Here is a 20,295-nt window from a genome sequence, read left to right as displayed (position 1 = left end):
GCTTCCTTTGGTCCCGTTTCCGGGTCCCTCCGGGCTTCCCTTCGGTTCTTGCTGTGTTGCTGTCTTGCGTTTCCGACTCTATCAGAACCTTTCGGTGCCTGATTCCCGGTCAGCGGGTTTGTCTTTCCGGCCCTTCGGCCGTTCCGACGTTTCAAACTCTAGCCCGTTTCCCCGCCGTCTCACAAATCGAGTCCCGGTAATGGATTTCGGCATGCCGAAATTGTTCCCGGTCGAGGGGGTCCCGCAGAGTTTGTGTGCCGCATTCAAGCGGCCGGAGTGTGCCGTAGAACCGTTACGGCTCCATGACAACTCGAAGAACCTTACGGACCGGTCCCCGCGGTGTCAACTTGAGGCGTTCGCCCTCCGTCAACCGCAGGTCGGGTCGGGTCAGTCCAGATCCGTCAGGCGTCCGCCGGCGTCCGGTTGGGCGTGTTCCACGCGGCGGAGGAGGCGGATCAGCAGCTCTCCCAGCACTCCGCGTTCCTCACCCGAGAGGTCCTGGAGCAGGTCCTCCTCGAAGTCGGAGGCCATGCGCATGGCCTCCAGCCACTTCGTGCGGCCCTCGTCCGTCAGTTCGACGATCACCCGGACCCGGTTCTTCTCGTCCCGGTCGCGCGTGACCAGGCCTTCGCCCGCCATGCGGTCGACGCGGTGGGTCATCGCCGCCGGGGTGAGTCCGAGGCGCTTGGCCAGCTCGCCCGGGCCGAGGCGGTACGGGGCTCCGGCCAGTACCAGGGTCTTGAGGACCTCCCACTCGGCGTTGCTGATGCCGAGGTCGGAGACCTGTCGCCCGTACGCCACGTTCATCCGGCGGTTGAGCCGTCCGAGTGCCGAGACGACTTGTTCCACCTGGGGGTCGAGGTCGTCGAACTCTCGCTGATAGGCGGCGATCTGTTCGTCGAGGCTCGGTTCCTCGGGGGTGTCTGACATGCGGCGCAGTATGGCACGCGCATCGTTCGCGTTGAAGTCCTTCGATGTGTATTGTTGAGGCTCTAACTTTAGCTTCGAAGTCTTCAGGTCTCAGGTCTTGCGGTCTTGAGTCTCCTCGTCGGCTTCTCTCTTCGGCTTCTCTCTTCGATCCTTCAAGGCAGGTGAGTGTGACCAGGGTGATGGGCGCCGCGATGCGCCGGATCCAGGCAGGGAACGCGCTGAGCGCGTTCGGGCTCGGGTTCACCGTCCCGTATCTCTATGTGTATGTGGCCCAGGTGCGGGACCTGGGCGCGAGTACGGCGGGGGCCGTGCTGGCCGTCTTCGCCATGGCCGCACTCGTCGCCCTGCCCTTCACCGGTCGTGTGATCGACCGGCGTGGTCCGCTGCCCGTCGTCGTCGGTGGTGCGGTGCTGGCCGCCGTGGGCGCCGTGGGGATGGGGGTCGCGGCCACCGTGCCGGCCGCCGTGGTCTCCGCCGCTCTGCTGGGTGCCGGGACCGCCGTCATGCAACCCGCCCTCGCCACGATGATCGTCTGGTGCTCTGACCCGTCGACCCGTACGCGGGCCTTCGCGACGCAGTTCTTTCTCCAGAATCTCGGGCTCGGCGTCGGTGGGCTGATCGGTGGGCAGCTCGTCGACGTCACCCGGCCGGGGAGCTTCACCCTGCTGTTCGGCATCGAGGCCGCCATGTTCCTCGCACTGGCCGCCGTCGCGGGGACGGTCCGGCTGCCTCGTACGTCCTCCGCCTCGTCCGCGCTTCCTAAAGAGGCCGCGCGTACCGGGGGCGGTGGGCTGCGCGCGCTGCTCGGGCACCGGGCGATGGTGCAGCTGTGTGTGCTGGGCTTCGTGCTGTTCTTCGCCTGCTACGGGCAGTTCGAGTCCGGGCTGGCCGCGTACGGTACCGAGGCCGCCGGGATCGACCCGTCGACGCTCGGGATCGCGCTGGCAGCCAACACCGCGGTGATCGTCGTGGCGCAGTTCGTCGTGCTGCGGCTGGTCGAGCGGCGCCGGCGGAGCCGGGTCATCGCGTCGGTGGGGCTGATCTGGGCGCTCGCCTGGATCATCGCGGGGTACGCGGGGCTGGGGCACGGGAGCCAGACGATGGCGACGGCCGCCTTCATCTCCACGTACGCGCTCTTCGGGCTCGGTGAGTCGATGCTGTCGCCGACCGTGGCCCCGCTGGTGGCCGACCTGGCGCCGGACGAGATGGTCGGGCAGTACAACGCCGCTTTCGCGCTGGTCAAGCAGCTCGCGCTGGCCGTGGGGCCCGCTGTGGGCGGGCCGATGGGGGCCGCGCTGCACGGGCCGTACATCGTGACGTTCGTGCTGTTCTCGCTCGGTGTCAGTGTGCTGGCGCTGCGGCTGGGACGGCGGCTCACCCCCGTACAGGACCAGCCGTCACTCGCGCACCACAGGTCGCGGGTGGTCGCCATGCACAAGCCGGAGACCGTCACCGCCTCCTGAGTCGCCGCCTCCTAATGAGGGAGGGCGAACTCGCACCAGACCGCTTTGCCGCCGCCCGGTGTGCGGCGCGAGCCCCAGGACGAGGCGATCGTCGCGACGATCGAGATGCCGCGGCCGGCCTCGTCCGCCGGTTCGGCGTGGCGGCGCAGGGGCAGATGGTCGTCCCCGTCGGTGACCTCGATGATCAGTCGGCGGTCGGTGCGGCGGAGTCTGAGGCGCATGGGCGGGGTGCCGTGCTGGAGGGAGTTGGCGACGAGTTCGCTGGTGGCGAGCACGCCGAGGTCTCTCAGCTCCACGGGGAAGCGCCACGAGGAGAGGACTCCCGAGGCGAACGCGCGGGCGCGCGGGGCTGCCTCGATGCCGCCGAGGAGGTCGAGCGCGGCGTTGTGGAAAAGCTCGGCGGCCTGTCCGGTCCGGGCGGGGTGCTGGAGGACCAGGACCGCCACGTCGTCGTCGTGCTCGGCCGTGACGCCCATCGCGCGGATCAGCCGGTCGCAGACGACCTGGGGTGAGCCCTTGGCTCCGGCCAGCGCGCGTTCCAAAGAGGCCACGCCCTCGTCGATGTCCTCGCTGCGGCGCTCGACGAGACCATCCGTATAGAGGACGGCGGTGGAGCCGGGCGCGAGGTCGATGGTGCCGGAGGTGTGGATCCAGCCGCCGGTGCCGAGCGGGGGCCCTGTCGGGTCGGCGGCGCGCGCGACCGTGCCGTCCTCGGCGCGTACGAGGATCGGCAGGTGGCCCGCCGACGCGTAGACGAGCCGGCCCTCGTTGGGGTCGTGGACGGCGTAGACGCAGGTGGCGATCTGGCTGGCGTCGATCTCGGCGGCGAGTCCGTCGAGCAGTTGCAGGACTTCGTGCGGGGGCAGGTCGAGGCGGGCGTACGCGCGGACGGCGGTGCGCAGCTGGCCCATGACGGCCGCCGCGCGGACGCCGCGGCCCATGACGTCGCCGATGACCAGAGCCGTACGGCCGGCGCCGAGGGTGATCACGTCGTACCAGTCGCCGCCGACCGCCGCGTCCGTGCCGCCCGGCTGGTAGGTGGCGGCGACGCGCAGGTCGTCGGGCTGTTCCAACTCCTGCGGGAGGAGCGAGCGCTGGAGGGCGACGGCGGTCTCGCGGAGTCTGCGTTCGCTTGAGCGCAGGCGCTCGGCGGCCTCGGCGTGGTCGGTGACGTCGGCGGCGAAGATCAGGACGCCGCCGGATCCGCTGGTGTCGACGGGGGTGCAGGTCACTGTGTATGAGCCGTCGCGGGCCACGGTCGCGGAGCCGTTGGCCAGGGCGTGGGCCGTGCCGAAGGCGGCCGACTGGACCTTGCGGGACTTGACCGTACGGGGCTTTCCGCTGCGCAGCACCTGGTCCATGAGGGGCATCAGGCCCAGCTCGACCAGCTCGGGGCAGCTCTCGGCCGCGGCCGTGCCCGGTTCGCGCGGGCCGAAGGCGTCGGTGTAGGCGTCGTTGACGTACGCGACACGGTGGTTGGGGCCGTACACCAGGGCGACGAGGGCGGGGAGACCGTCGAGGACATCGCGGACGGCCAGCTCTTCGAGCGCGGGGACGTCTGCCGGGGTGCCGTCTTTTCCGTTCCCCGCTCCTGCTCCGCCTCTTCTGCCCTTGCGCTCGCCGTGTCGTTCGAATTCACCACGGGCGGCGGGCACGGAACTGGCGGCACCCGGCGAGTGCGCCTCTCCGGCGTCCGTCCGCGCGGCGGTGCGGCGCTGCGTACCGGGGAGCCGGGCGCTCCAACGCGTGAAATTCACGGATTTTCAGGCCTCATGGTGTCGTTGCTGTTCGCCTTGGCGGGCTGCCGGATCGCTCTCTGCGGAATCACTCTGTGCAGATGTGAACCCACCTATGGTCACACGTTCAGTGTTGCGGACCGCACTGACATCGGACGTCAGACGTCTCTGGAGCGTTCCCTTCCGGCGGCGAGTTCGAATTCGGCCCGTGGGTGCTCCAGCGAGCCGAGGGAGACGATCTCCCGTTTGAAGAGGCCGGAAAGGGTCCATTCCGCCAGTACTCGCGCTTTGCGGTTGAAGGTCGGGACGCGGCTGAGGTGGTACACGCGGTGCATCAGCCAGGCCGGATAGCCCTTGAGTTTACGGCCGTAGACCTGTGCGACGCCCTTGTGGAGGCCGAGCGAGGCGACGGAACCGGCGTACCGGTAACGGTAGTCGCGCGGTGTTTCGCCTCTCAGGGAGGCGACGATGTTGTCGGCGAGTACCCGGGCCTGGCGGACGGCGTGTTGCGCGTTGGGGGCGCATTCCATGCCGGGCTCGTCCGCCGCGAGGTCGGGGACGGCTGCGGCGTCACCGGCCGACCAGGCGTGTTCGGCGCCGTCGACGGTGAGCTTCGCCGTACAGATGAGCCGCCCGCGCTTGTCGAGGGGCAGATCGGTGGCGGCGAGGATCGGGTGCGGCTTGACGCCCGCCGTCCAGACGACGGTGCGGGTGGGGAAGCGGGTGCCGTCGCTCAGGACCGCCACCCGGTTCTCGCAGGAGTCGAGCCGGGTTTCGAGGCGTACGTCCATGTTGCGGGCCCGCAGCTCGCGCACCGCGTACTTGCCCATGTCGTGGCCGACCTCGGGGAGGATGTGGTCGGAGGCCTCGACGAGGATCCACTTCAGGTCGTCGGCCTTGATGTTGTGGTAGTAGCGGGTGGCGTAGCGGGCCATGTCGGCCAGTTCGGCGAGCGCTTCGACGCCCGCGTAGCCGCCGCCGACGAAGACATAGGTGAGTGCGGCGTCGCGCAGTTCCGGGTCGCGGGTGGAGGAGGCGATGTCCATCTGTTCCAGGACGTGGTTGCGCAGGGCGATGGCCTCCTCGACGGTCTTGAAGCCGATGCCGTGTTCGGCGAGGCCGGGGACCGGGAGGGTGCGGGAGACCGAGCCGGGGGCGAGGACGAGTTCGTCGTACGTCATCTCGAAGGAGCCGGGGGGCTCGTGCGCGTCGGCCACCGTGTCGTCGGCGCCGACGGTGGTCGTTCTGGTGGCCGCCTCCTCCTCGGACGCGAGGGTGGTGAGCGTCGCGACGCGCTTGGCGTGGTCGATGGATCTGGCCTCACCGACGATGATCGTGCAGTTGGGCAGGACACGGCGCAGCGGCACCACCACATGGCGCGGTGAGATCGAGCCCGCGGCGGCCTCGGGCAGGAACGGCTGGTAGGTCATGTACGGGTTGGGCGACACGACCACGATTTCCGCCTCGCCGCGCTTGAGCTTCTGCTGGAGCCGGAGCGCGGTGTACATCCCGACGTAGCCGCCGCCGACGACGAGAACGCGTGCGCGGGGTGGTGGTGTGGGGGTCCTCCCCCGGGAGATCTCTGCCTTCACCACCCCATGAGGCAACGGGCTCCTGGGTTTGTCCACAGCCCCGGCAAATTGTGTGACCGGAGCCCTTCGGCGGTCCCACGTGCGCAAATCCCCCTGCGGCAGGGAAGGTTCGCAGGTCAGGGGGTACGGGCCCGGTGGTGGCAGAGTGCCGAATCAGGCATCTTCCGGTCCTTGCTCCGATCGGGGGGCGCACTGTGCGGAACCACCCCCTTCTGAATTCCCCGGGGCTCAACTATGTTCGTACTTCGACGGGGGCGTCGACCGTGACTGGGTCGGGCGGTCCCGGCTGTCAGGCGGGGAGGTCTCCGGGGGGAGACGTCATTACCGGGGGAACGCATGCACATTCAGGATTCTCATTGGCAGGCCGTCGTATCCGTGGACGGCAATGGACGCGCGAGCGCGGGCGGGATCGGCCGAGCCGCACCGCTGCGCGTCGACGCACAGCGCAATCTTGAGCACGTCCTGCGGGCGGCTCGTGAGGTGTTCGGCGAGCTGGGTTACGGGGCGCCGATGGAGGATGTGGCGCGCCGGGCCCGGGTCGGGGTCGGCACGGTCTACCGACGGTTTCCCAGCAAGGACGTGCTGGTCCGCCGGATAGCCGAGGAGGAGACCTCCCGGCTGACGGAGCAGGCGCGTGCCGCTCTGGGGCAGGAGGACGAGCCGTGGTCCGCGCTCGCCCGCTTCCTGCGGACGTCGGTGGCTTCCGGCGCGGGCCGGCTGCTGCCGCCGCAGGTGTTGAGGGTCGGGGTGGACGTCGACGAGTCGACGGTCGTGCCGGACGTGGTGGACTCGGCACGGGTGCCGCAGCAGCGGCAGTCCGGGCAGCCGGATCTGCGGGTGGTCGGTTCCGGTGAGCATGCCGGGCAGCACCCGGAGGCGGCGCTCGGGTCGGCGAAGGCGGACGGCTCGGCGGGGTCCGTGGGCGACGAGCTGGTGGATCCGGCCTCGGGCACGGTCGAACTGCTCGATGTAGTGGGGCAGTTGGTCGAGCGTGCGCGGTCGGCCGGCGAGCTTCGGCCCGGGGTGACGGTGGCCGATGTCCTGCTGGTGATAGCCACGGCGGCGCCCGCGCTGCCGGACGCGGCTCAGCAGGCGGCGGCTTCGGCTCGGCTGCTGGACATCCTGCTCGAAGGGCTTCGCTCCCGCGCGGCGTGAGACGGCGTGAGCCGACGGGTGGCAGCGTGAGCCGACGTGCGGCGGCGTTCCGGAGTCCGTTGGGAGTCCGCGCTGCGGCTTGGTGCCCCGGCTCCGTGCTCGGTGCCCCGCGTTCCGCGTTCCGTACGTCAACTTGAGGCTGTGGGGCGGTCGTCGGACGGTTGTTCGTCCGGTGACCGTGCCGCACTCGCCGTGAACCGTCCCTCGTGGACGCCCGTCCGGGGCGGCTCCGGATCTGTCCCGTGCGGAACATCCTGGTGAACGGCGTTTGTGTCGCACCCGGTCGAGTCCTTCGCGTACGGCCCCGGGCCGATGCCCCGTGACGGTGGCGAATCACGTACGAGTGGTCGCTGTCAACAGGGGTTTGGTGGTGGCGGGCGCTGTGGCACGCTGACCCGGTGTTTCGGGTGTGCAGGACGCTACGGGGGCTTCCGCGATGAGCGGTGACGAACGGGACGGGTCACGGACCGGCGGCGGTGCCGGGGGTACGGAGACGGGTGGGCCGCCGTCCGGGCAGGTGCCGAACCAGGGTGGGCGCGGTGGCTCCTCCGGGGCCGGGGCTCCAGCCGGGACCTCCGGGACTGCCGGTGCCACAGGGCCGATTGGGGCCGGTGAGGTCGCCGGCTCCCGAGGCGGGTCGGACCCGAGTGTGCCGCCGCAGCGCGAGGGCGGTGGCGTACCGGCCGAGGGTGACGGGCTCGTAGAGGGGCCGGTCGGCGATCTGCCGCCCTCGGACGCCGAGTTGATCCAGCGTATGCGGGCCGGTGACGACGGCGCGTACGAGGAGTTGTACCGGCGGCACTCCGCGGCCGTACTGCGCTATGCGCGCACCTGCTGCCGGGACGGACACACCGCCGACGACCTGACGGCCGAGGTGTTCGCGCGCACGCTCCAGGCGGTACGCGGGGGCGCCGGGCCCGAGCAGGCCGTGCGGGCGTATCTGCTCACCACCGTGCGGCGCGTCGCCGCCGCGTGGACGAAGACCGCCAAGCGCGAGCAACTGGTCGAGGACTTCGCGGTGTTCGCCGCCGAGTCCGCCCGCGCGTCCGAGGTGTCGGACGACGAGACGCTGGACCTGGGCGCCGATGTGCGGGCGATGCACGAGGCCGAACGGTCGCTGGCCGTAAGGGCGTTCCGCAGTCTGCCCGAGCGCTGGCAGGCGGTGCTCTGGCACACCACCGTCGAGGAGGAGTCGCCGAGCGCGATCGCGCCGCTGTTCGGTCTGACGGCCAACGCGACCGCCGTGCTGGCCAGTCGGGCGCGCGAGGGTCTGAAGCAGGCGTATCTCCAGGCGCATGTGAACACGGCGGTCGCCACGGCCGGGGACTGCGCGCAGTACGCCGACCGGCTCGGCGCGTACGCGCGCGGCGGTCTGCGGATCCGGGCCGAGCGCGGGCTGCGCAAGCATCTGGACGAGTGCGCGAAGTGCCGCCTCGTGGCGGGCGAGTTGGCGCACGTCAACGCCGGGATTCCGGCGGTGCTTCCGCTCGCGGTCATCGGGTGGTTCGCGGCGGGGTACTCGCTCAAGGCCGCCGGCGTCGTGGCCGGCGGGGCGGCGGCGGGCGCGGCCGGAGCGGGCGCCGCGGCGGCCACCGGTGGTGCGTCGGGGTCGGCGGGTGCCGGTGCGGCCGGCGGCGCGGCGGCCGAGGGGCTGGGCGCGCCGATGAAGGCGGGTATCGCGGCCGTGGTCACCCTCGCCGCCGCGGCCGGGCTGGTGTGGGCGCTGAGCGGGGACGAGGTCCCCGACAAGCCGGAGGCCAAGCCCCCCGTCGTACAGCCGGTCGTGCCGGAGGAGCCCGCGCCGCCGCCGAAGCCGAAGCCCAAGCCGCCGGTCCCGCCCGCGCCGGCGCCCCGGCCGGTCCCGGCGGCCGAGAAGCCCGACCCGAAACCGAAGCCGAGCCCCACTCCGACGAAGGCGAGGCCGACGCCGCCGAAGCCCGGTCCGGAGCGGCCGTCGCCGCCGCCCGCCAGGCCGAAGCCGCCCGTCCCGGTTCCGCCTCCGCCCGCGCCGCAGGTGTACCAGGTCAACCAGCTCAAGTACGACGTGACGGGCGACGGTTCCGGACCCCAGGTGCGGATCGGGGAGAGCAGTTGGCTCTGGCAGCGCCCCGGTATGTCGATCGGCGGCACCCGGTACGGGCACGGGGCGTCCATGCACGCGCGGGGTTCGGTGACCATCGAGCTGAACCGCCGGTGTGCCACCTACCAGGCGCTGGTGGGGGTCGACGACATGACGCTCGGGCTCGGCGCGGTGCGGTTCTCCGTGTACGGCGACGGCAGCCGGCTCTGGCGGTCCCCGGTCGTCCGCGGCGGCGACCCGGCCGTGCCGGTGAGTGTGGGGATCGAGGGGCGGCGGACGATCCGTCTGGTGGTCGAACCGCACACGCCGTTCGGCTCGGTGGCGGTGGCCGACTGGGCGCAGTCCCGGATCAGTTGCCGCTGAGCGGGACGGGGACGTGGGCCCCGGCGGGGTCCTCGCCGGGTCTACGGGTGCAGCGTCGGGCGGGGGATCACGCCGCCCGCCACCGCGCGCTGGCGCGGGGCCGCCGAGCCCGTCCAGCAGGTGCCCCGGCGGGAGAGCAGGCGTCTGAGCCACAGTTCCGTGGAGACCAGGTCGGCGATGCCGTCCAGCGGGATGGGCTCGCCCTCGGCCGCTTTGCGCAGTGCCTTGCGCACCACGCGTGCCTCGATCAGGCCCGCGTCGGCGAGCAGCGGCGCGTCGAACAGGGCCATCAGGTCGTTGACGGCGGCCCGCATCCCGGTGCGCGTGGCGGCGGCCTCCGTGGCGTGTGTGGTGGCGCCCCAGCCGGGCGGCAGGTCGTGGATGCCCGCCCCCGCGAGGACGGCGCGCAGGACGTCGGAGCGGGCGCCGGGCTGGACCCGTAGCGATTCGGGGAGCGCCCGGCAGGCGCGTACGACCTGGTTGTCGAAGAACGGCGCGTGCAGCCGCTGGCTGCGGATCTCGGCGGCTTGTTCGAAGATGCGGTGGTCGGCGGCGTGCCGGGCGAGCGCGGCCCGTGCGCGGGCCTCTCCGGGCCGCTGGACGGATGTCGGGCGGATCGCCGCCGCCGTCAGGCGAACCGATACTTCAGCGAGAGCCTCCCCCGTGAGCCAGCGCGCCGCCGGTCCGGGGCGCGACCAGGTGAGCGCGGCGAGGGACGCGCCCAACGGCCCGTCGGCGGCGGGGGCGTTGCGGTCGCGGTGCGCGGCGGGGAGCTGGGCGGCGGCCTGTTCGAGGCCGGTGCGGTACGGCGTACGGGCGAGGCGGCGGGCCGCGCGGTAGACGGTGAGCGGCACGAACAGCGAGCCGGCCGCGGGCCGTTGGGCCTTGGCGAGCGCGGTGGTCGGCCGCAGCAGATCGCGGCGGCGGCGGTCGATCAGCAGGTCGGCCAGGCGCGCGGGGTGGGCGTCCAGCACCTCGCGGGCCCCGGCGCCGGTGAAGTGGTCGGCGCTGCCTGCGGCGAGCCTGCGGCGGTGGCGTTCGGCGCTGACGAGGGCCGGTCCCGGCTCGTCGGTCAGCGGGCCTTCCAACTCGGCGTACGGCAGGGCCTCTTCGCCCGCCGCGACGACCACGTGGTGCAGCCGGGGGTTGGACGCCATGACGCGGGCCCGCTCCAGCTCGGCCTCACGCCCGCCGGTGACGAGATCGTTGAAGGTGACGGCGAGGAGCCGTTCGCCGGCGCCGGTGCCGTGGCCGAGGACGGTGCCGGGCGCGCCGGGCAGTCCGGCGGCGAGCAGCGCGAGGGTGCCCGACGCGCTGCCGCCCGACAGGTCGGCGCCGATGCCGGGGACGGGTGCGCCGCGTGCGGCGCGCCGGTCGGCGGGGCCCATGCCGGGCACGGGCCCGGGGTCGGGGGGCGCCGTCTCGGGAGCGTGGCGGGGCGCCAGGAGTCTGGCGCGTACGGCTTCGACGAGGGCGTCCCTGACTCCCTCGACGGCGCGTTCGGGGTCGGCCTGGGGTGCGGCGACGGCGAGCGAGGCGACCTGTTCGTATCCGGTGATCTCGCGGGAGCCCTCGCGCAGGACGAGGGCGTGGCCGGGCGGGACGCGTTTGACGCCCGCGTACGGCGTGGAGTCGCGCAGTGCCTCGGGTGTCTCGGGGCAGGCGAGCAGCGCGGCCAGGTGCCCGATGTCCAGCTGTGCCTCGATGAGGTCCGCGAGGGGCAGGGCGGCGGTGGCGTAGGCGGTGCCGTTCGCCCAGGGGGTGTGGAACACGGGTCTGGCGCCCGCGAGATCGCCCGCGACGGTGATCCGGCGGCCGATCTGGGCGACCGCCGTGTAACTGCCGGGCCAGGCGGTGAGATGGCGCAGGGCGCCGCCGCGTGCGGCGAACAGGCCCAGTTTCAGCTGCTCGTCGGTGGCTCCGCAGCAGCCGAGGACGGCGAGCCGGGTGAACGCGTCGACGCTGACGACGCGCACTTCGTCGTCGCGCCAGTCGCCCACGGCCCACAGCGGATCCGGGTCGCCCCACAGGAGTTGGGATCCGACGGGGAGGACCGAGCGGCCCTCCGACTGATCGCCGACAGCTCCCGCGGTGCCGAAGCTCGCGGCGATACTGCTCCACCCCACCAACCAGCGCATCGCCGCCTCCACAGCCTGTGGATCAAAGAGTCGTACCGGTCGTCGTCGGTCGTCCGTGGACATGCTGCCACGACAACGGCACACAGGAGGGGACCGGGCGGGGACCCGGGGAGGGAGCGCGAAAGACGAACGCGCCCCTGGCAAAGGACAATTGGGGCGGTGAACGGCTCTGGACCGATAGGCAGCATTCAGCCAATCTCCGAGCCCGATCGGCCGACAGGACGTCGGCAAACGTACAGTCCGGGAGGCGCCTTCGCCTCCCGGACCGATCCGCCACCCGCGGGGAAATGAGGCGGCGGTGTCCCCCAGCCCACTGGTTCCAGTACGCAGTGGGCCGACCCACGCAGCACTCATGGAAGCGCTCCCGGCCTCTTTTGGCCAAGAGCGCACGGCCGGGCGCACGGCCACACACCCGGAGCACGTTCGAGCCGGGGCGAGTTTTGCGCGTACTCGCGTACGGACAACAATCCCGCCATCCGGAACGCCGCCCCTTAACGGTAGGGATGCGGCGAACTACGCTGGGTTTACGAATGCCACGGGGTTCCTCACAAGAGGGGCCGGCGGGGCGGCCGTCTGTGTGTCGAGGGGTGGCGCATGTCCAGGGAGCTACGCGGGCCGAACGAGAAGCTCGGCACCGTTCTCGCCCTCGCGGGAATCAGCAACGCCGGTCTCGCCCGGCGGGTCAACGACCTCGGGTCGCAGCGCGGTCTGACGCTTCGATACGACAAGACGTCGGTGGCGCGGTGGGTTTCGAAGGGGATGGTTCCGCAGGGTGCGGCGCCCCACCTGATCGCCGCTGCCATCGGTGCCAAGCTGGGCCGTCCCGTACCGCTGCACGAAATCGGGCTGGCCGACGCCGATCCGGCGCCTGAGGTGGGTCTCGCGTTCCCGCGTGACGTGGCAGCGGCGGTGCGGTCGGCGACCGATCTGTACCGGCTGGACCTGGCCGGACGGCGGGCCGGCAGCGGCGGTATCTGGCAGTCGCTGGCCGGTTCCTTCGCGGTCAGCGCGTACGCCACGCCCGCGTCGCGGTGGCTGATATCGCCCGCGGACTCGTCCGTCGCGCGCGACGCGGCGATGGCCGAGGCAGCACGCAGAGCGCACGCGGCGCACGGCGGGCCCGGGGCGACCGGTCCGCCCGCCTCGGCGCTCCAGCCCGGCACGGCGGCCCCCGGCGGGGCTCCCGGGGCCGACGGCGGGGAGGTCTCGCCCCTGCGCGTGGGGCACAGCGATGTCGCCAAGCTCCGTGAGGCGGCTGCCGACGCCCGGCGCTGGGACTCCAAGTACGGCGGCGGGGACTGGCGTTCGTCGATGGTGCCCGAGTGTCTGCGGGTCGACGCGGCGCCGCTGCTGCTCGCCGCGTACAGCGACGAGGTCGGCCGCGGTCTCTTCGGCGCGACCGCCGAACTGACCAGGCTCGCCGGGTGGATGGCCTTCGACACCGGCCAGCAGGAGGCCGCGCAGCGCTACTACATCCAGGCGCTGCGGCTCGCCCGCGCGGCGGCCGACGTGCCGCTCGGCGGCTACGTCCTGGCGTCGATGTCCCTCCAGGCGACCTACCGGGGCTTCGCCGACGAGGGCGTCGACCTGGCCCAGGCGGCGCTGGAGCGCAACAGGGGCCTCGCGACGGCCCGCACGATGAGCTTCTTCCGGCTGGTGGAGGCACGCGCGCACGCGAAGGCGGGCGACGCGGCGGCGGCCGGGGCCGCGTTGAAGGCGGCGGAGGGCTGGCTGGAGCGCTCGCGGGCGGGCGACGCGGATCCCAGCTGGCTGGGCTTCTACTCGTACGACCGCTTCGCCGCCGACGCCGCCGAGTGCTACCGCGATCTGAAGGTGCCGCAGCAGATGCGGCGCTTCAACGAGCAGGCGCTGTCGCGGCCGACGGAGGAGTTCGCGCGTTCGCACGGGTTACGCCTGGTGGTGAGCGCGGTCGCCGAGCTGGAGTCCGGGAATCTGGACGCGGCGTGCGCGGCCGGGACCAGGGCCGTGGAGGTGGCGGGGCGGATCTCGTCGGCGCGCACCACGGAGTACGTACGCGACCTGCTGCACCGCCTTGAGCCGTACGGCGACGAGCCGAGGGTCGCGGAGCTGCGGGAGCGGGCGCGCCCGCTGCTGGTGGCCCCGGCGTAGAAGTGCGCCGGCGCAGACGGCGGGACGACGGCGCACCGGGCCGGCGCCCGGGTGGGCCGACTGCCGAATGCCTGCTGCCTGCTGCCTGCTGCCTGCTGCCGAATGCTTGGTGAACGATGTGGGACACGCGTGGTACCCCGATGGTTTAAGGGCATTGTCAGTGGGCCAGTGCACTATCGGGGTGGGAGGTTGCGCGGGTGATGGAAGACGGCTCGGGTCGCGTCGAAGGCCGTGGTCACGGCTATCGGCATGGCGGCCGGCACGGTTACGACTGCGACGTGCTGGTGATCGGCGGCGGCATCGTCGGTCTCTCGACGGCCTACGCCCTGACCCGGACCGCGCCCGGCACCCGTGTGACGGTCCTGGAGAAGGAGCCCGGCCCGGCACGGCACCAGACGGGGCACAACAGCGGCGTCATCCACAGCGGTGTGTACTACCGCCCCGGCTCCCTCAAGGCGCGTTACGCGATCAAGGGCGCCGCCGAGATGGTCAAGTTCTGCGCGGAGTACGGCATCGCGCACGAGGTCACCGGCAAACTCATCGTCGCCACCGGCCGCGCCGAGCTGCCCCGGCTGCACGCCCTGGTCCAGCGCGGCAGGGAGAACGGCATCCCGGTCCGGGAGCTGGGCCCGGCGCAGATCATGGAGTACGAGCCGGAGGTACGCGGCCTGGCCGCGATCCATGTCGGGACGACCGGGGTGTGCGACTTCGGGGCCGTCGCGGCGCGGCTCGCGGAGTCGGCGCGGGCGTCGGGCGCCACCGTGCGGTACGGGGCGGAGGTCACCGTCGTCGACCGGCGGGCGTGGGGTGTCGCCGTGCGTACGTCCTCCGGGGAGGTGGTCAGGGCCCGCGCCCTCGTCAACTGCGCGGGGCTCCAGTGCGACCGGGTGGCCCGGCTGACGGGCGACGACCCGGGCATGCGGATCGTGCCGTTCCGAGGCGAGTACTACGAGCTGGCCCGGCCCTCTCTGGTGCGCGGGCTGGTCTATCCGGTGCCGGATCCGGCCTTTCCGTTCCTGGGGGTGCATCTGACGCGCGGCGTCGACGGCGGCGTCCATGTCGGCCCCAACGCGGTGCCCGCACTCGCCAGGGAGGGCTACTCCTGGTCCGCCGTGCGCCCCCGTGAGCTGGCCGGCACCCTCGGCTGGCCCGGCTCCTGGCGGATAGCGCGCCGACACTGGCGTTACGGCGCGGGCGAGCTGCGCCGCTCGCTGTCCAAGCGCGCCTTCGCCACCGCCGTACGACGGCTGCTGCCCGCCGTGACGGACGCGGACCTGCGCCCCGCGACGGCCGGGGTGCGCGCCCAGGCCGTGCTGCGGGACGGCACGCTGGCCGACGACTTCCTGATCCAGGAGTCCCCGCGCACGGTGCACGTGCTCAACGCCCCGTCCCCGGCGGCGACGGCGTCGCTCCCGATCGGGCGCGAGGTGGCGAGGCGGGCGCTGGCGATGCTGAGGGACGCCGACGGCGACCGGGCTTAGACCGGACGGCGACCGGACGGCGACCGGACGGCGACCGGGCTTAGATCGGGCACCGGGGCCGGGGTCCGTAGAATCGGGAGGATCCTGTCCGACCCGACGTGCCGAGAAGACGTGTCCGAGACCCAGATGAACGTGAACAGCGACCGCGACGGTGACGGTGACGGCGCGCGCGCCGACGACGCCCACCCCTGGTCCCGGATGTTCCCCGACGGCTCGGGACCGGCCGCCGACCCGGCCGGATCGCACTTCGAGCGCCGTATCCGCAGCTTCCAGCCGCGCCGCAGCCGCGTGACGACCGGCCAGGCCGATGTCCTGCGGCGGCTGTGGCCCTCCTGGGGTCTGGACATCGACGGGCGGCGGGTCCTGGATCTCGGCGCGCTGTTCGGCGGGCTGCCGGTCGTGCTGGAGATCGGCTTCGGCATGGGCGAGGCGACCGCGCGGATGGCCGCCGACGACCCGGGCACCGGGATCCTCGCCGCCGACGTCCACACACCGGGGCAGGGCAATCTGCTGCGTCTCGCCGAGCGGAACGGGCTGTCCAACATCCGGGTGGCCAACGGTGACGCGATCATCCTGCTGCGGGAGATGCTGGCGCCCGCCGCACTGGACGGGATACGCGTCTACTTCCCCGACCCGTGGCCCAAGACGCGCCACCACAAACGGCGCCTGATCCAGCCGGAGTTCCTCGACCTGGCCGCGCCCCGGCTGAGGCCCGGCGCCGTACTGCACTGCGCGACCGACTGGGAGCCGTACGCCGAGCGGATGCTCGACGTACTGACCGAGCACCCCGCCTTCGAGAACACCGCGCCGGACGGCGGTTACGCGCCGCGTCCCGACTTCCGGCCGCTCACGCGCTTCGAGGGCCAGGGCCTCGACAAGGGGCATGCCGTACGCGATGTGATTTTCCGCCGTGTCGCCGGCGGCGCACCGGCCGAGTAGGACCTCCGAGCGGGACCGGCCGAGCGGAGGCGACGAGGCGGGCGGGGCGCTGTGGCCGGGACGGACCGGACGCCGTCGCCGGTTGTCGGTGGGCCTCGTTAGGGTCAGTAGGTGTCCGAACCGTCCGTACCGCCCCCGCAGGAGCCTCCGTACGAGTCCACGTACGAGTCCGCGTACGACTCCCCGTACGAGTCCGCGTACGGGTCCCCGCATCCGGCGATCCCCGCGTTCGAGCGACAACAGCAGCTCGGTGACATGTGGGCCGCCGTGCCGGAGCGGGCCCGCTGGCGCTACCGGCCGCACCGCTCGTTCTGGCGGCATCCGGCCGTGCGCGCGGGCGGGGTGATCATCGTGCTCGCCATCTGCGGGCTGCTGATCCTCTCCCTCGTACGGGAACAGACCGGCACGCGCGGCTTCCTGGTCGGTCTCGGTCTGGCGACCCTGCCGGTGCCACTGCTGATCACGGCGTTCCGCTGGCTGGACCGGGTGGAGCCGGGGCCCTGGCGGAATCTGATCTTCGCCTTCGCCTGGGGCGCCTTCGCCGCCGCCCTGGTGGCGATCACGGCGAACTCCTTCGCGACGCAGTGGATAGCCACCGCCACCGCGGACCCCACCGGCGCGGAGTCGCTGGGGGCCACGGTGGTCGCGCCGATCGTCGAGGAGAGCGCGAAGGCCGTCGCGATCCTGCTGATCTTCCTCTTCCGGCGGCGGTCCTTCACGGGTCTCGTCGACGGGGTCGTCGTCGCCGGCTTCACCGCGACCGGCTTCGCCTTCACCGAGAACATCCTCTATCTCGGCAACGCCTTCGGCGAGGACCAGCAGATCGGCAACTCGGGCTTCGCGTCCGTGACGGCGGCGACCTTCTTCGTACGGGTCGTGATGGCGCCGTTCGCGCATCCGCTCTTCACGGTCCTCACGGGCATCGGCTTCGGCATGGCCGCGCTCGCCGCCCGCCGCCGGCGGGTGCGCCGATGGCTGCCGCCGGTGCTCGGCCTCGTGCTGGCGATGGGCATGCACGCGCTGTGGAACGGCTCGACGGCGCTGTTCGGCCCGTACGGCTTCTACGCGGTGTACGCGGCCTTCATGGTGCCCGCCTTCGCCCTGCTGACCTGGCTGGCGATCTGGAGCCGGCAGCGCGAACTGCGCACGGTCTCGGCCGAGTTGCCCGCGTACGCGGCGGCCGGCTGGCTCGCCGAGACCGAACCGCTCGCGCTGTCCTCGATGCGGGCGCGCTCGATGGCGCGCGAGATGGCGGGGCGTAGTTACGGCCCTTCGGCGGCCCGCACGGTCGGCGAGTACCAGACTTTCGCGACCGCCCTGGCGTTCCTGCGCCACCGCGCGCGGCGCGGCGCGGCGGAGGCGGACTTCGCCGAACGCGAGCAGGAGTTGCTGCACCACCTGTGGCAGCGCCGGGAAATGGCGTCGCCCGCGCTGGCGTACGCGGCGCGGGCGACGGGCCGGGTCTGGACACCGCCGCCGTACATCGACTACGGCGGCTACAACCCGTACAAGACCTGAGACATCTTCTTCCGGGACAGAATCTGGGACACGCCCTAGGGCGTGAGTCCCTTGCTGCGCAGCCAGCTCAGCGGGTCGATTCCGCTGCCGCCCGCGGTGTGCACCTCGAGGTGCAGATGCGGACCGGTGACATTGCCGGTGGCTCCCACGCGTCCGATGGTCTCGCCGGTGGTGACCTTCTGGCCGGCGCCGACGGTCATCGAGGAGAGGTGGGCGTACCAGATCTCCGTGCCGTCGCCGAGCTCCAGCACCACGCGGTAGCCGTACGACCCCGACCAGCCGGCCGACTTGACGGTGCCGCTGTGGACGGCCTTGGTGGGCGTGCCCGTGGGGGCGGCGAAGTCGAGGCCGGTGTGCTGGCCGGAGGACCACATGGAGCCGGTCTGGCCGTAGGTGGAGGTGAGCGTGTACGAGGAGGTGGGGAGCGAGAAGCTGGCGGCCAGCTTCGCCAGGCGCTCCTTCTCGGCCTTGGCCTCGGCCGCTTCCTTCGCCTTGCGCTTCTCCTCGGCGGCCTTCTCCTCCGCCTCGGTCTGCTGCTTCTTGGCATCGGCCGCGGCCTTCTCGGCGGCGGCCGTCTCGGCGCTCGCCTTCTGCGCGGCGTCGGCCTCGGCCTGCTGCTGCTCCGCCTGCTGGAGGATGCGGGCGCGCAGCGCCTCGCCGGAGTCGGTGGTGCCCTGCTGGGCGTCCGCGGCGGTGAGGCCCGCCGTGGTGAGCGGGGAGGGCGTCTCGTCGCTCTTCTTGTCGCCGTCGGACATGAAAGACCCGACGCCGGGAAGGGACTTGGCGTCGGGAAGATTGTCCGAGATCGCGTCGGGGAGGGATATCGAGACCGCGGGCTTGTCCTGCGCGGAGGCGATGCCTCCCGCGCCGACCGCGGCGATGACACCTACACCGAGGACGGTGGAGCTGCGGGCGAGAGCGTTGCGCTGCTTGGCCACACGGTGCTTGCCGCGTACGGGACGGACGGACTCCGCGGTGGGATTCCACTCCTGCCAGTCCCTGTTCGCCTCGCCGTCGGCGCGGTCGGTGCCGGCGAGCCGGCTGCCGGGTCCGAAATGGAGTGGGGCTGAGGCTTCGGGGGCAGGCCTGTTGGACGCCACTGGGGCGCTCTCCTTTCCTTCCTTCTCGCCTACCGGGTTAGCTGACGGGTTCGGAGCAGGAAGGTCTCCTACGAGCGCTTCTCGCCGCACAAGGCAGCAACAGGCGCCCGATTCACCCCAATTGGTGGTTCCCCGGTTTCCTTGCGGAATTCGGCGCGTGCGCACGGTGCCGTCTCTTTCGACGGCTGGGACAACCGCGCTGCGTTATCGAACGTTAATAGACGACCGGGGCTTATTCCAAGCTGTTCCGGGTGATCGTTAGCACGAGCGGCCTGGACCAACCGGGACACAACCGGGTGGAATCGGGCGAGTTGATCGGCCTTCGAGCCGTGTGCGATCACACACTCGAACTGACGGTGCGTCAAATGTTATGCGGAGCGATGCTCCTCAACTACGCAGTGTGGTGGGCGAGATGACCGCGCCCGGCGCCGCGGCACCGACGGACCGGAAGGAGCCGCCGTCACGGCACGACGGGCATCGTCCGGCGCCGCTCCGGCTGCCGCTCGGTGGGCCGGCTGACGGCCAGCAGCGCCATGTCGTCCGTGCTGCCGCCGCCGGTGTGCAGCCGTACGTCCCCGACGATCGCGTCGAGCAGTTCGTCGGGGCCGGGGAAGATCCGCCCCGCGAGCCGTTCGCGCGGGTTGTAGAAGACGCCCGCCCTGTTGCGCGCCTCGGTGAGCCCGTCCGTGTAGAGGAGCAGCGTCGCGCCGGAGTGGTAGGGGATCTCGTCCGCGCGGTCCGGCCAGGCCCCCAGCTCGCCCATTCCGAGCGGCAGCGCCGGTTCGCCGGGGGCCAGCACGGTCAGCGCGCCGTCCGCCGCGAGCAGCAGCGGCTCCGGATGCCCGCGGTTGACCACGCGCACCATGCCCTCGGCGTGCGGGATCTCCGCCAGTACGGCGGTGGTGAAACCCTCGAACAGATCGATCCCCGTGCGCCGTGTGCCCTCGCGCGTCAGCGCCCGCTCCAGCCGGCGCGCGACCCCTTCGAGCGACCGCTCCTGCTCGGCGGCCTCCCGGAAGGCGCCGATGACGACGGCCACGGTCTCGACGGCGCCCATGCCCTTGCCGCGTACGTCGCCGACCACCAGCCGTACCCCGTACTCCGTGTCCTGGACGGCGAACAGGTCACCGCCGATGAACGCGCCCTCCTCCGCCGCCTCGTAACGCGCGGCGATGTGCAGCCCGCCGATCCGGGCGGCGGGTGTCGGCAGGACGGCGCGCTGGGCCGCCTCGGCGATGACCCGCGCCGAGGCCAGGCGTTCGCCACTGCGCCGTACGACACCGTTGATGGCCAGGGCGAGGACGGAGACCGTGAAGACGGTCAGCGATTCGGTGACGGTCTCGACCCCGCTCACCGTGTCGTTGACGAAGTGCAGCGCGATGGCGGTGGCGGTGGACAGGACGCCGACGACGACGGTGCGCGCGAACGAGAAGAACGGGGCCGCGACCAGCGGCGCCGCCGCGTAGAGCGGGGAGGCGGTGATCGCGGTCGGGGTCGCCTGGTCCAGGATGATCGCGCCCACGATGATCAGGAAGGGCAGGAGCTCCACGATCGGATGCGCCGGGCGCCCGGCGTGCCGGCCGCGTCCGCGTCCGCGCCGGGCCGGACGCGGATCCTCGGGACCGAAGCCCGCGGGGTGCTTGCCGGCGGTGGTGGAGGGCAGGCCGTCC

General features: G+C 72.2%; 13 protein-coding genes and 1 riboswitch. Of the genes, 7 read left to right on the top strand and 6 right to left on the bottom strand.

The annotated features are described in order from the left end of the window. Positions 1 to 387: 387 nt before the first annotated feature. Complete coding sequence (locus ACFYNU_RS21780) at positions 388 to 930, bottom strand: MarR family transcriptional regulator (RefSeq protein WP_356596078.1); 543 nt, start codon at positions 928 to 930, stop codon at positions 388 to 390. A 179-nt stretch (positions 931 to 1,109) separates the two neighbouring features. On the opposite strand from ACFYNU_RS21780, the gene ACFYNU_RS21775 reads away from it, so the two are divergent. Then, entirely contained in the window at positions 1,110 to 2,393 is a 1,284-nt protein-coding gene (locus tag ACFYNU_RS21775) for an MFS transporter (protein WP_356596088.1), read from the top strand. Between the two features lie 11 nt (positions 2,394 to 2,404). Here ACFYNU_RS21775 and ACFYNU_RS21770 read toward each other — a convergent pair whose 3' ends face one another. Next, positions 2,405 to 4,150, bottom strand: coding sequence for an ATP-binding SpoIIE family protein phosphatase (locus ACFYNU_RS21770; RefSeq protein ID WP_356596076.1), 1,746 nt, complete (start codon positions 4,148 to 4,150; stop codon positions 2,405 to 2,407). 137 nt (positions 4,151 to 4,287) lie between these two features. After that, the gene (locus ACFYNU_RS21765; protein WP_356596074.1) at positions 4,288 to 5,724 is read right to left on the bottom strand and encodes an NAD(P)/FAD-dependent oxidoreductase; all 1,437 of its coding nucleotides are present in this window, start codon (positions 5,722 to 5,724) and stop codon (positions 4,288 to 4,290) included. A 333-nt stretch (positions 5,725 to 6,057) separates the two neighbouring features. Between ACFYNU_RS21765 and ACFYNU_RS21760 the strand changes: the two genes are divergently transcribed. Both ACFYNU_RS21760 and ACFYNU_RS21755 read left to right on the top strand, forming a co-directional pair. Then, complete coding sequence (locus ACFYNU_RS21760; RefSeq protein ID WP_356596072.1) at positions 6,058 to 6,876, top strand: helix-turn-helix domain-containing protein; 819 nt, start codon at positions 6,058 to 6,060, stop codon at positions 6,874 to 6,876. A gap of 436 nt (positions 6,877 to 7,312) precedes the next feature. Next, positions 7,313 to 9,319 carry a sigma-70 family RNA polymerase sigma factor gene (locus ACFYNU_RS21755; protein ID WP_356596070.1) on the top strand — a complete coding sequence of 669 codons (2,007 nt, stop codon included), beginning with the start codon at positions 7,313 to 7,315 and terminating at the stop codon, positions 9,317 to 9,319. Between the two features lie 41 nt (positions 9,320 to 9,360). Here the strand turns inward: ACFYNU_RS21755 and ACFYNU_RS21750 are convergent, their stop codons facing one another. Beyond that, positions 9,361 to 11,457: an asparagine synthase-related protein gene (locus ACFYNU_RS21750; protein WP_356596068.1), complete on the bottom strand. Its 2,097-nt coding sequence runs from the start codon at positions 11,455 to 11,457 to the stop codon at positions 9,361 to 9,363. Positions 11,458 to 12,051: 594 nt separating this feature from the next. Here ACFYNU_RS21750 and ACFYNU_RS21745 point away from each other — a divergent pair. From ACFYNU_RS21745 to ACFYNU_RS21730, 4 genes are all read left to right on the top strand, one after another. Then, positions 12,052 to 13,587: a sporulation protein gene (locus ACFYNU_RS21745; protein WP_356596066.1), complete on the top strand. Its 1,536-nt coding sequence runs from the start codon at positions 12,052 to 12,054 to the stop codon at positions 13,585 to 13,587. A gap of 200 nt (positions 13,588 to 13,787) precedes the next feature. Then, the gene (gene lhgO / locus ACFYNU_RS21740) at positions 13,788 to 15,068 is read left to right on the top strand and encodes an L-2-hydroxyglutarate oxidase (RefSeq protein WP_356596064.1); all 1,281 of its coding nucleotides are present in this window, start codon (positions 13,788 to 13,790) and stop codon (positions 15,066 to 15,068) included. Positions 15,069 to 15,266: 198 nt separating this feature from the next. After that, complete coding sequence (trmB, locus tag ACFYNU_RS21735) at positions 15,267 to 16,007, top strand: tRNA (guanosine(46)-N7)-methyltransferase TrmB (RefSeq protein ID WP_356596086.1); 741 nt, start codon at positions 15,267 to 15,269, stop codon at positions 16,005 to 16,007. Between the two features lie 255 nt (positions 16,008 to 16,262). Then, positions 16,263 to 17,525, top strand: coding sequence for a PrsW family intramembrane metalloprotease (locus tag ACFYNU_RS21730; protein WP_356596084.1), 1,263 nt, complete (start codon positions 16,263 to 16,265; stop codon positions 17,523 to 17,525). Between the two features lie 35 nt (positions 17,526 to 17,560). Here the strand turns inward: ACFYNU_RS21730 and ACFYNU_RS21725 are convergent, their stop codons facing one another. Further along, a complete protein-coding gene (locus ACFYNU_RS21725) occupies positions 17,561 to 18,625 on the bottom strand; it encodes a M23 family metallopeptidase (protein ID WP_356596062.1) in 1,065 nt (354 codons plus the stop codon). An 11-nt stretch (positions 18,626 to 18,636) separates the two neighbouring features. After that, positions 18,637 to 18,791, bottom strand: a riboswitch (cyclic di-AMP (ydaO/yuaA leader). Positions 18,792 to 19,085: 294 nt separating this feature from the next. Continuing rightward, entirely contained in the window at positions 19,086 to 20,288 is a 1,203-nt protein-coding gene (locus ACFYNU_RS21720) for a PP2C family protein-serine/threonine phosphatase (RefSeq protein WP_388767018.1), read from the bottom strand. Positions 20,289 to 20,295 lie beyond the last annotated feature (7 nt).

It is taken from the genome of Streptomyces sp. NPDC006643, from assembly GCF_042870175.1.
Taxonomy (GTDB): Bacteria; Actinomycetota; Actinomycetes; order Streptomycetales; family Streptomycetaceae; genus Streptomyces.
The sequence above is the reverse complement of the archived record's forward strand: the minus strand, read 5'-3'. Positions and strand labels throughout refer to the sequence as shown.

Excerpts from the sequence above, each read along its gene's own strand:
- ACFYNU_RS21780 (WP_356596078.1), bottom strand. The coding sequence starts at position 930 with ATGTCAGACACCCCCGAGGAACCGAGCCTCGACGAACAGATCGCCGCC.
- ACFYNU_RS21775 (WP_356596088.1), top strand. The coding sequence starts at position 1,110 with ATGGGCGCCGCGATGCGCCGGATCCAGGCAGGGAACGCGCTGAGCGCG.
- ACFYNU_RS21760 (WP_356596072.1), top strand. The coding sequence starts at position 6,058 with ATGCACATTCAGGATTCTCATTGGCAGGCCGTCGTATCCGTGGACGGC.
- ACFYNU_RS21755 (WP_356596070.1), top strand. The coding sequence starts at position 7,313 with ATGAGCGGTGACGAACGGGACGGGTCACGGACCGGCGGCGGTGCCGGG.
- ACFYNU_RS21750 (WP_356596068.1), bottom strand. The coding sequence starts at position 11,457 with ATGCGCTGGTTGGTGGGGTGGAGCAGTATCGCCGCGAGCTTCGGCACC.
- ACFYNU_RS21745 (WP_356596066.1), top strand. The coding sequence starts at position 12,052 with ATGTCCAGGGAGCTACGCGGGCCGAACGAGAAGCTCGGCACCGTTCTC.
- lhgO (WP_356596064.1), top strand. The coding sequence starts at position 13,788 with ATGGAAGACGGCTCGGGTCGCGTCGAAGGCCGTGGTCACGGCTATCGG.
- trmB (WP_356596086.1), top strand. The coding sequence starts at position 15,267 with ATGTTCCCCGACGGCTCGGGACCGGCCGCCGACCCGGCCGGATCGCAC.
- ACFYNU_RS21730 (WP_356596084.1), top strand. The coding sequence starts at position 16,263 with ATGTGGGCCGCCGTGCCGGAGCGGGCCCGCTGGCGCTACCGGCCGCAC.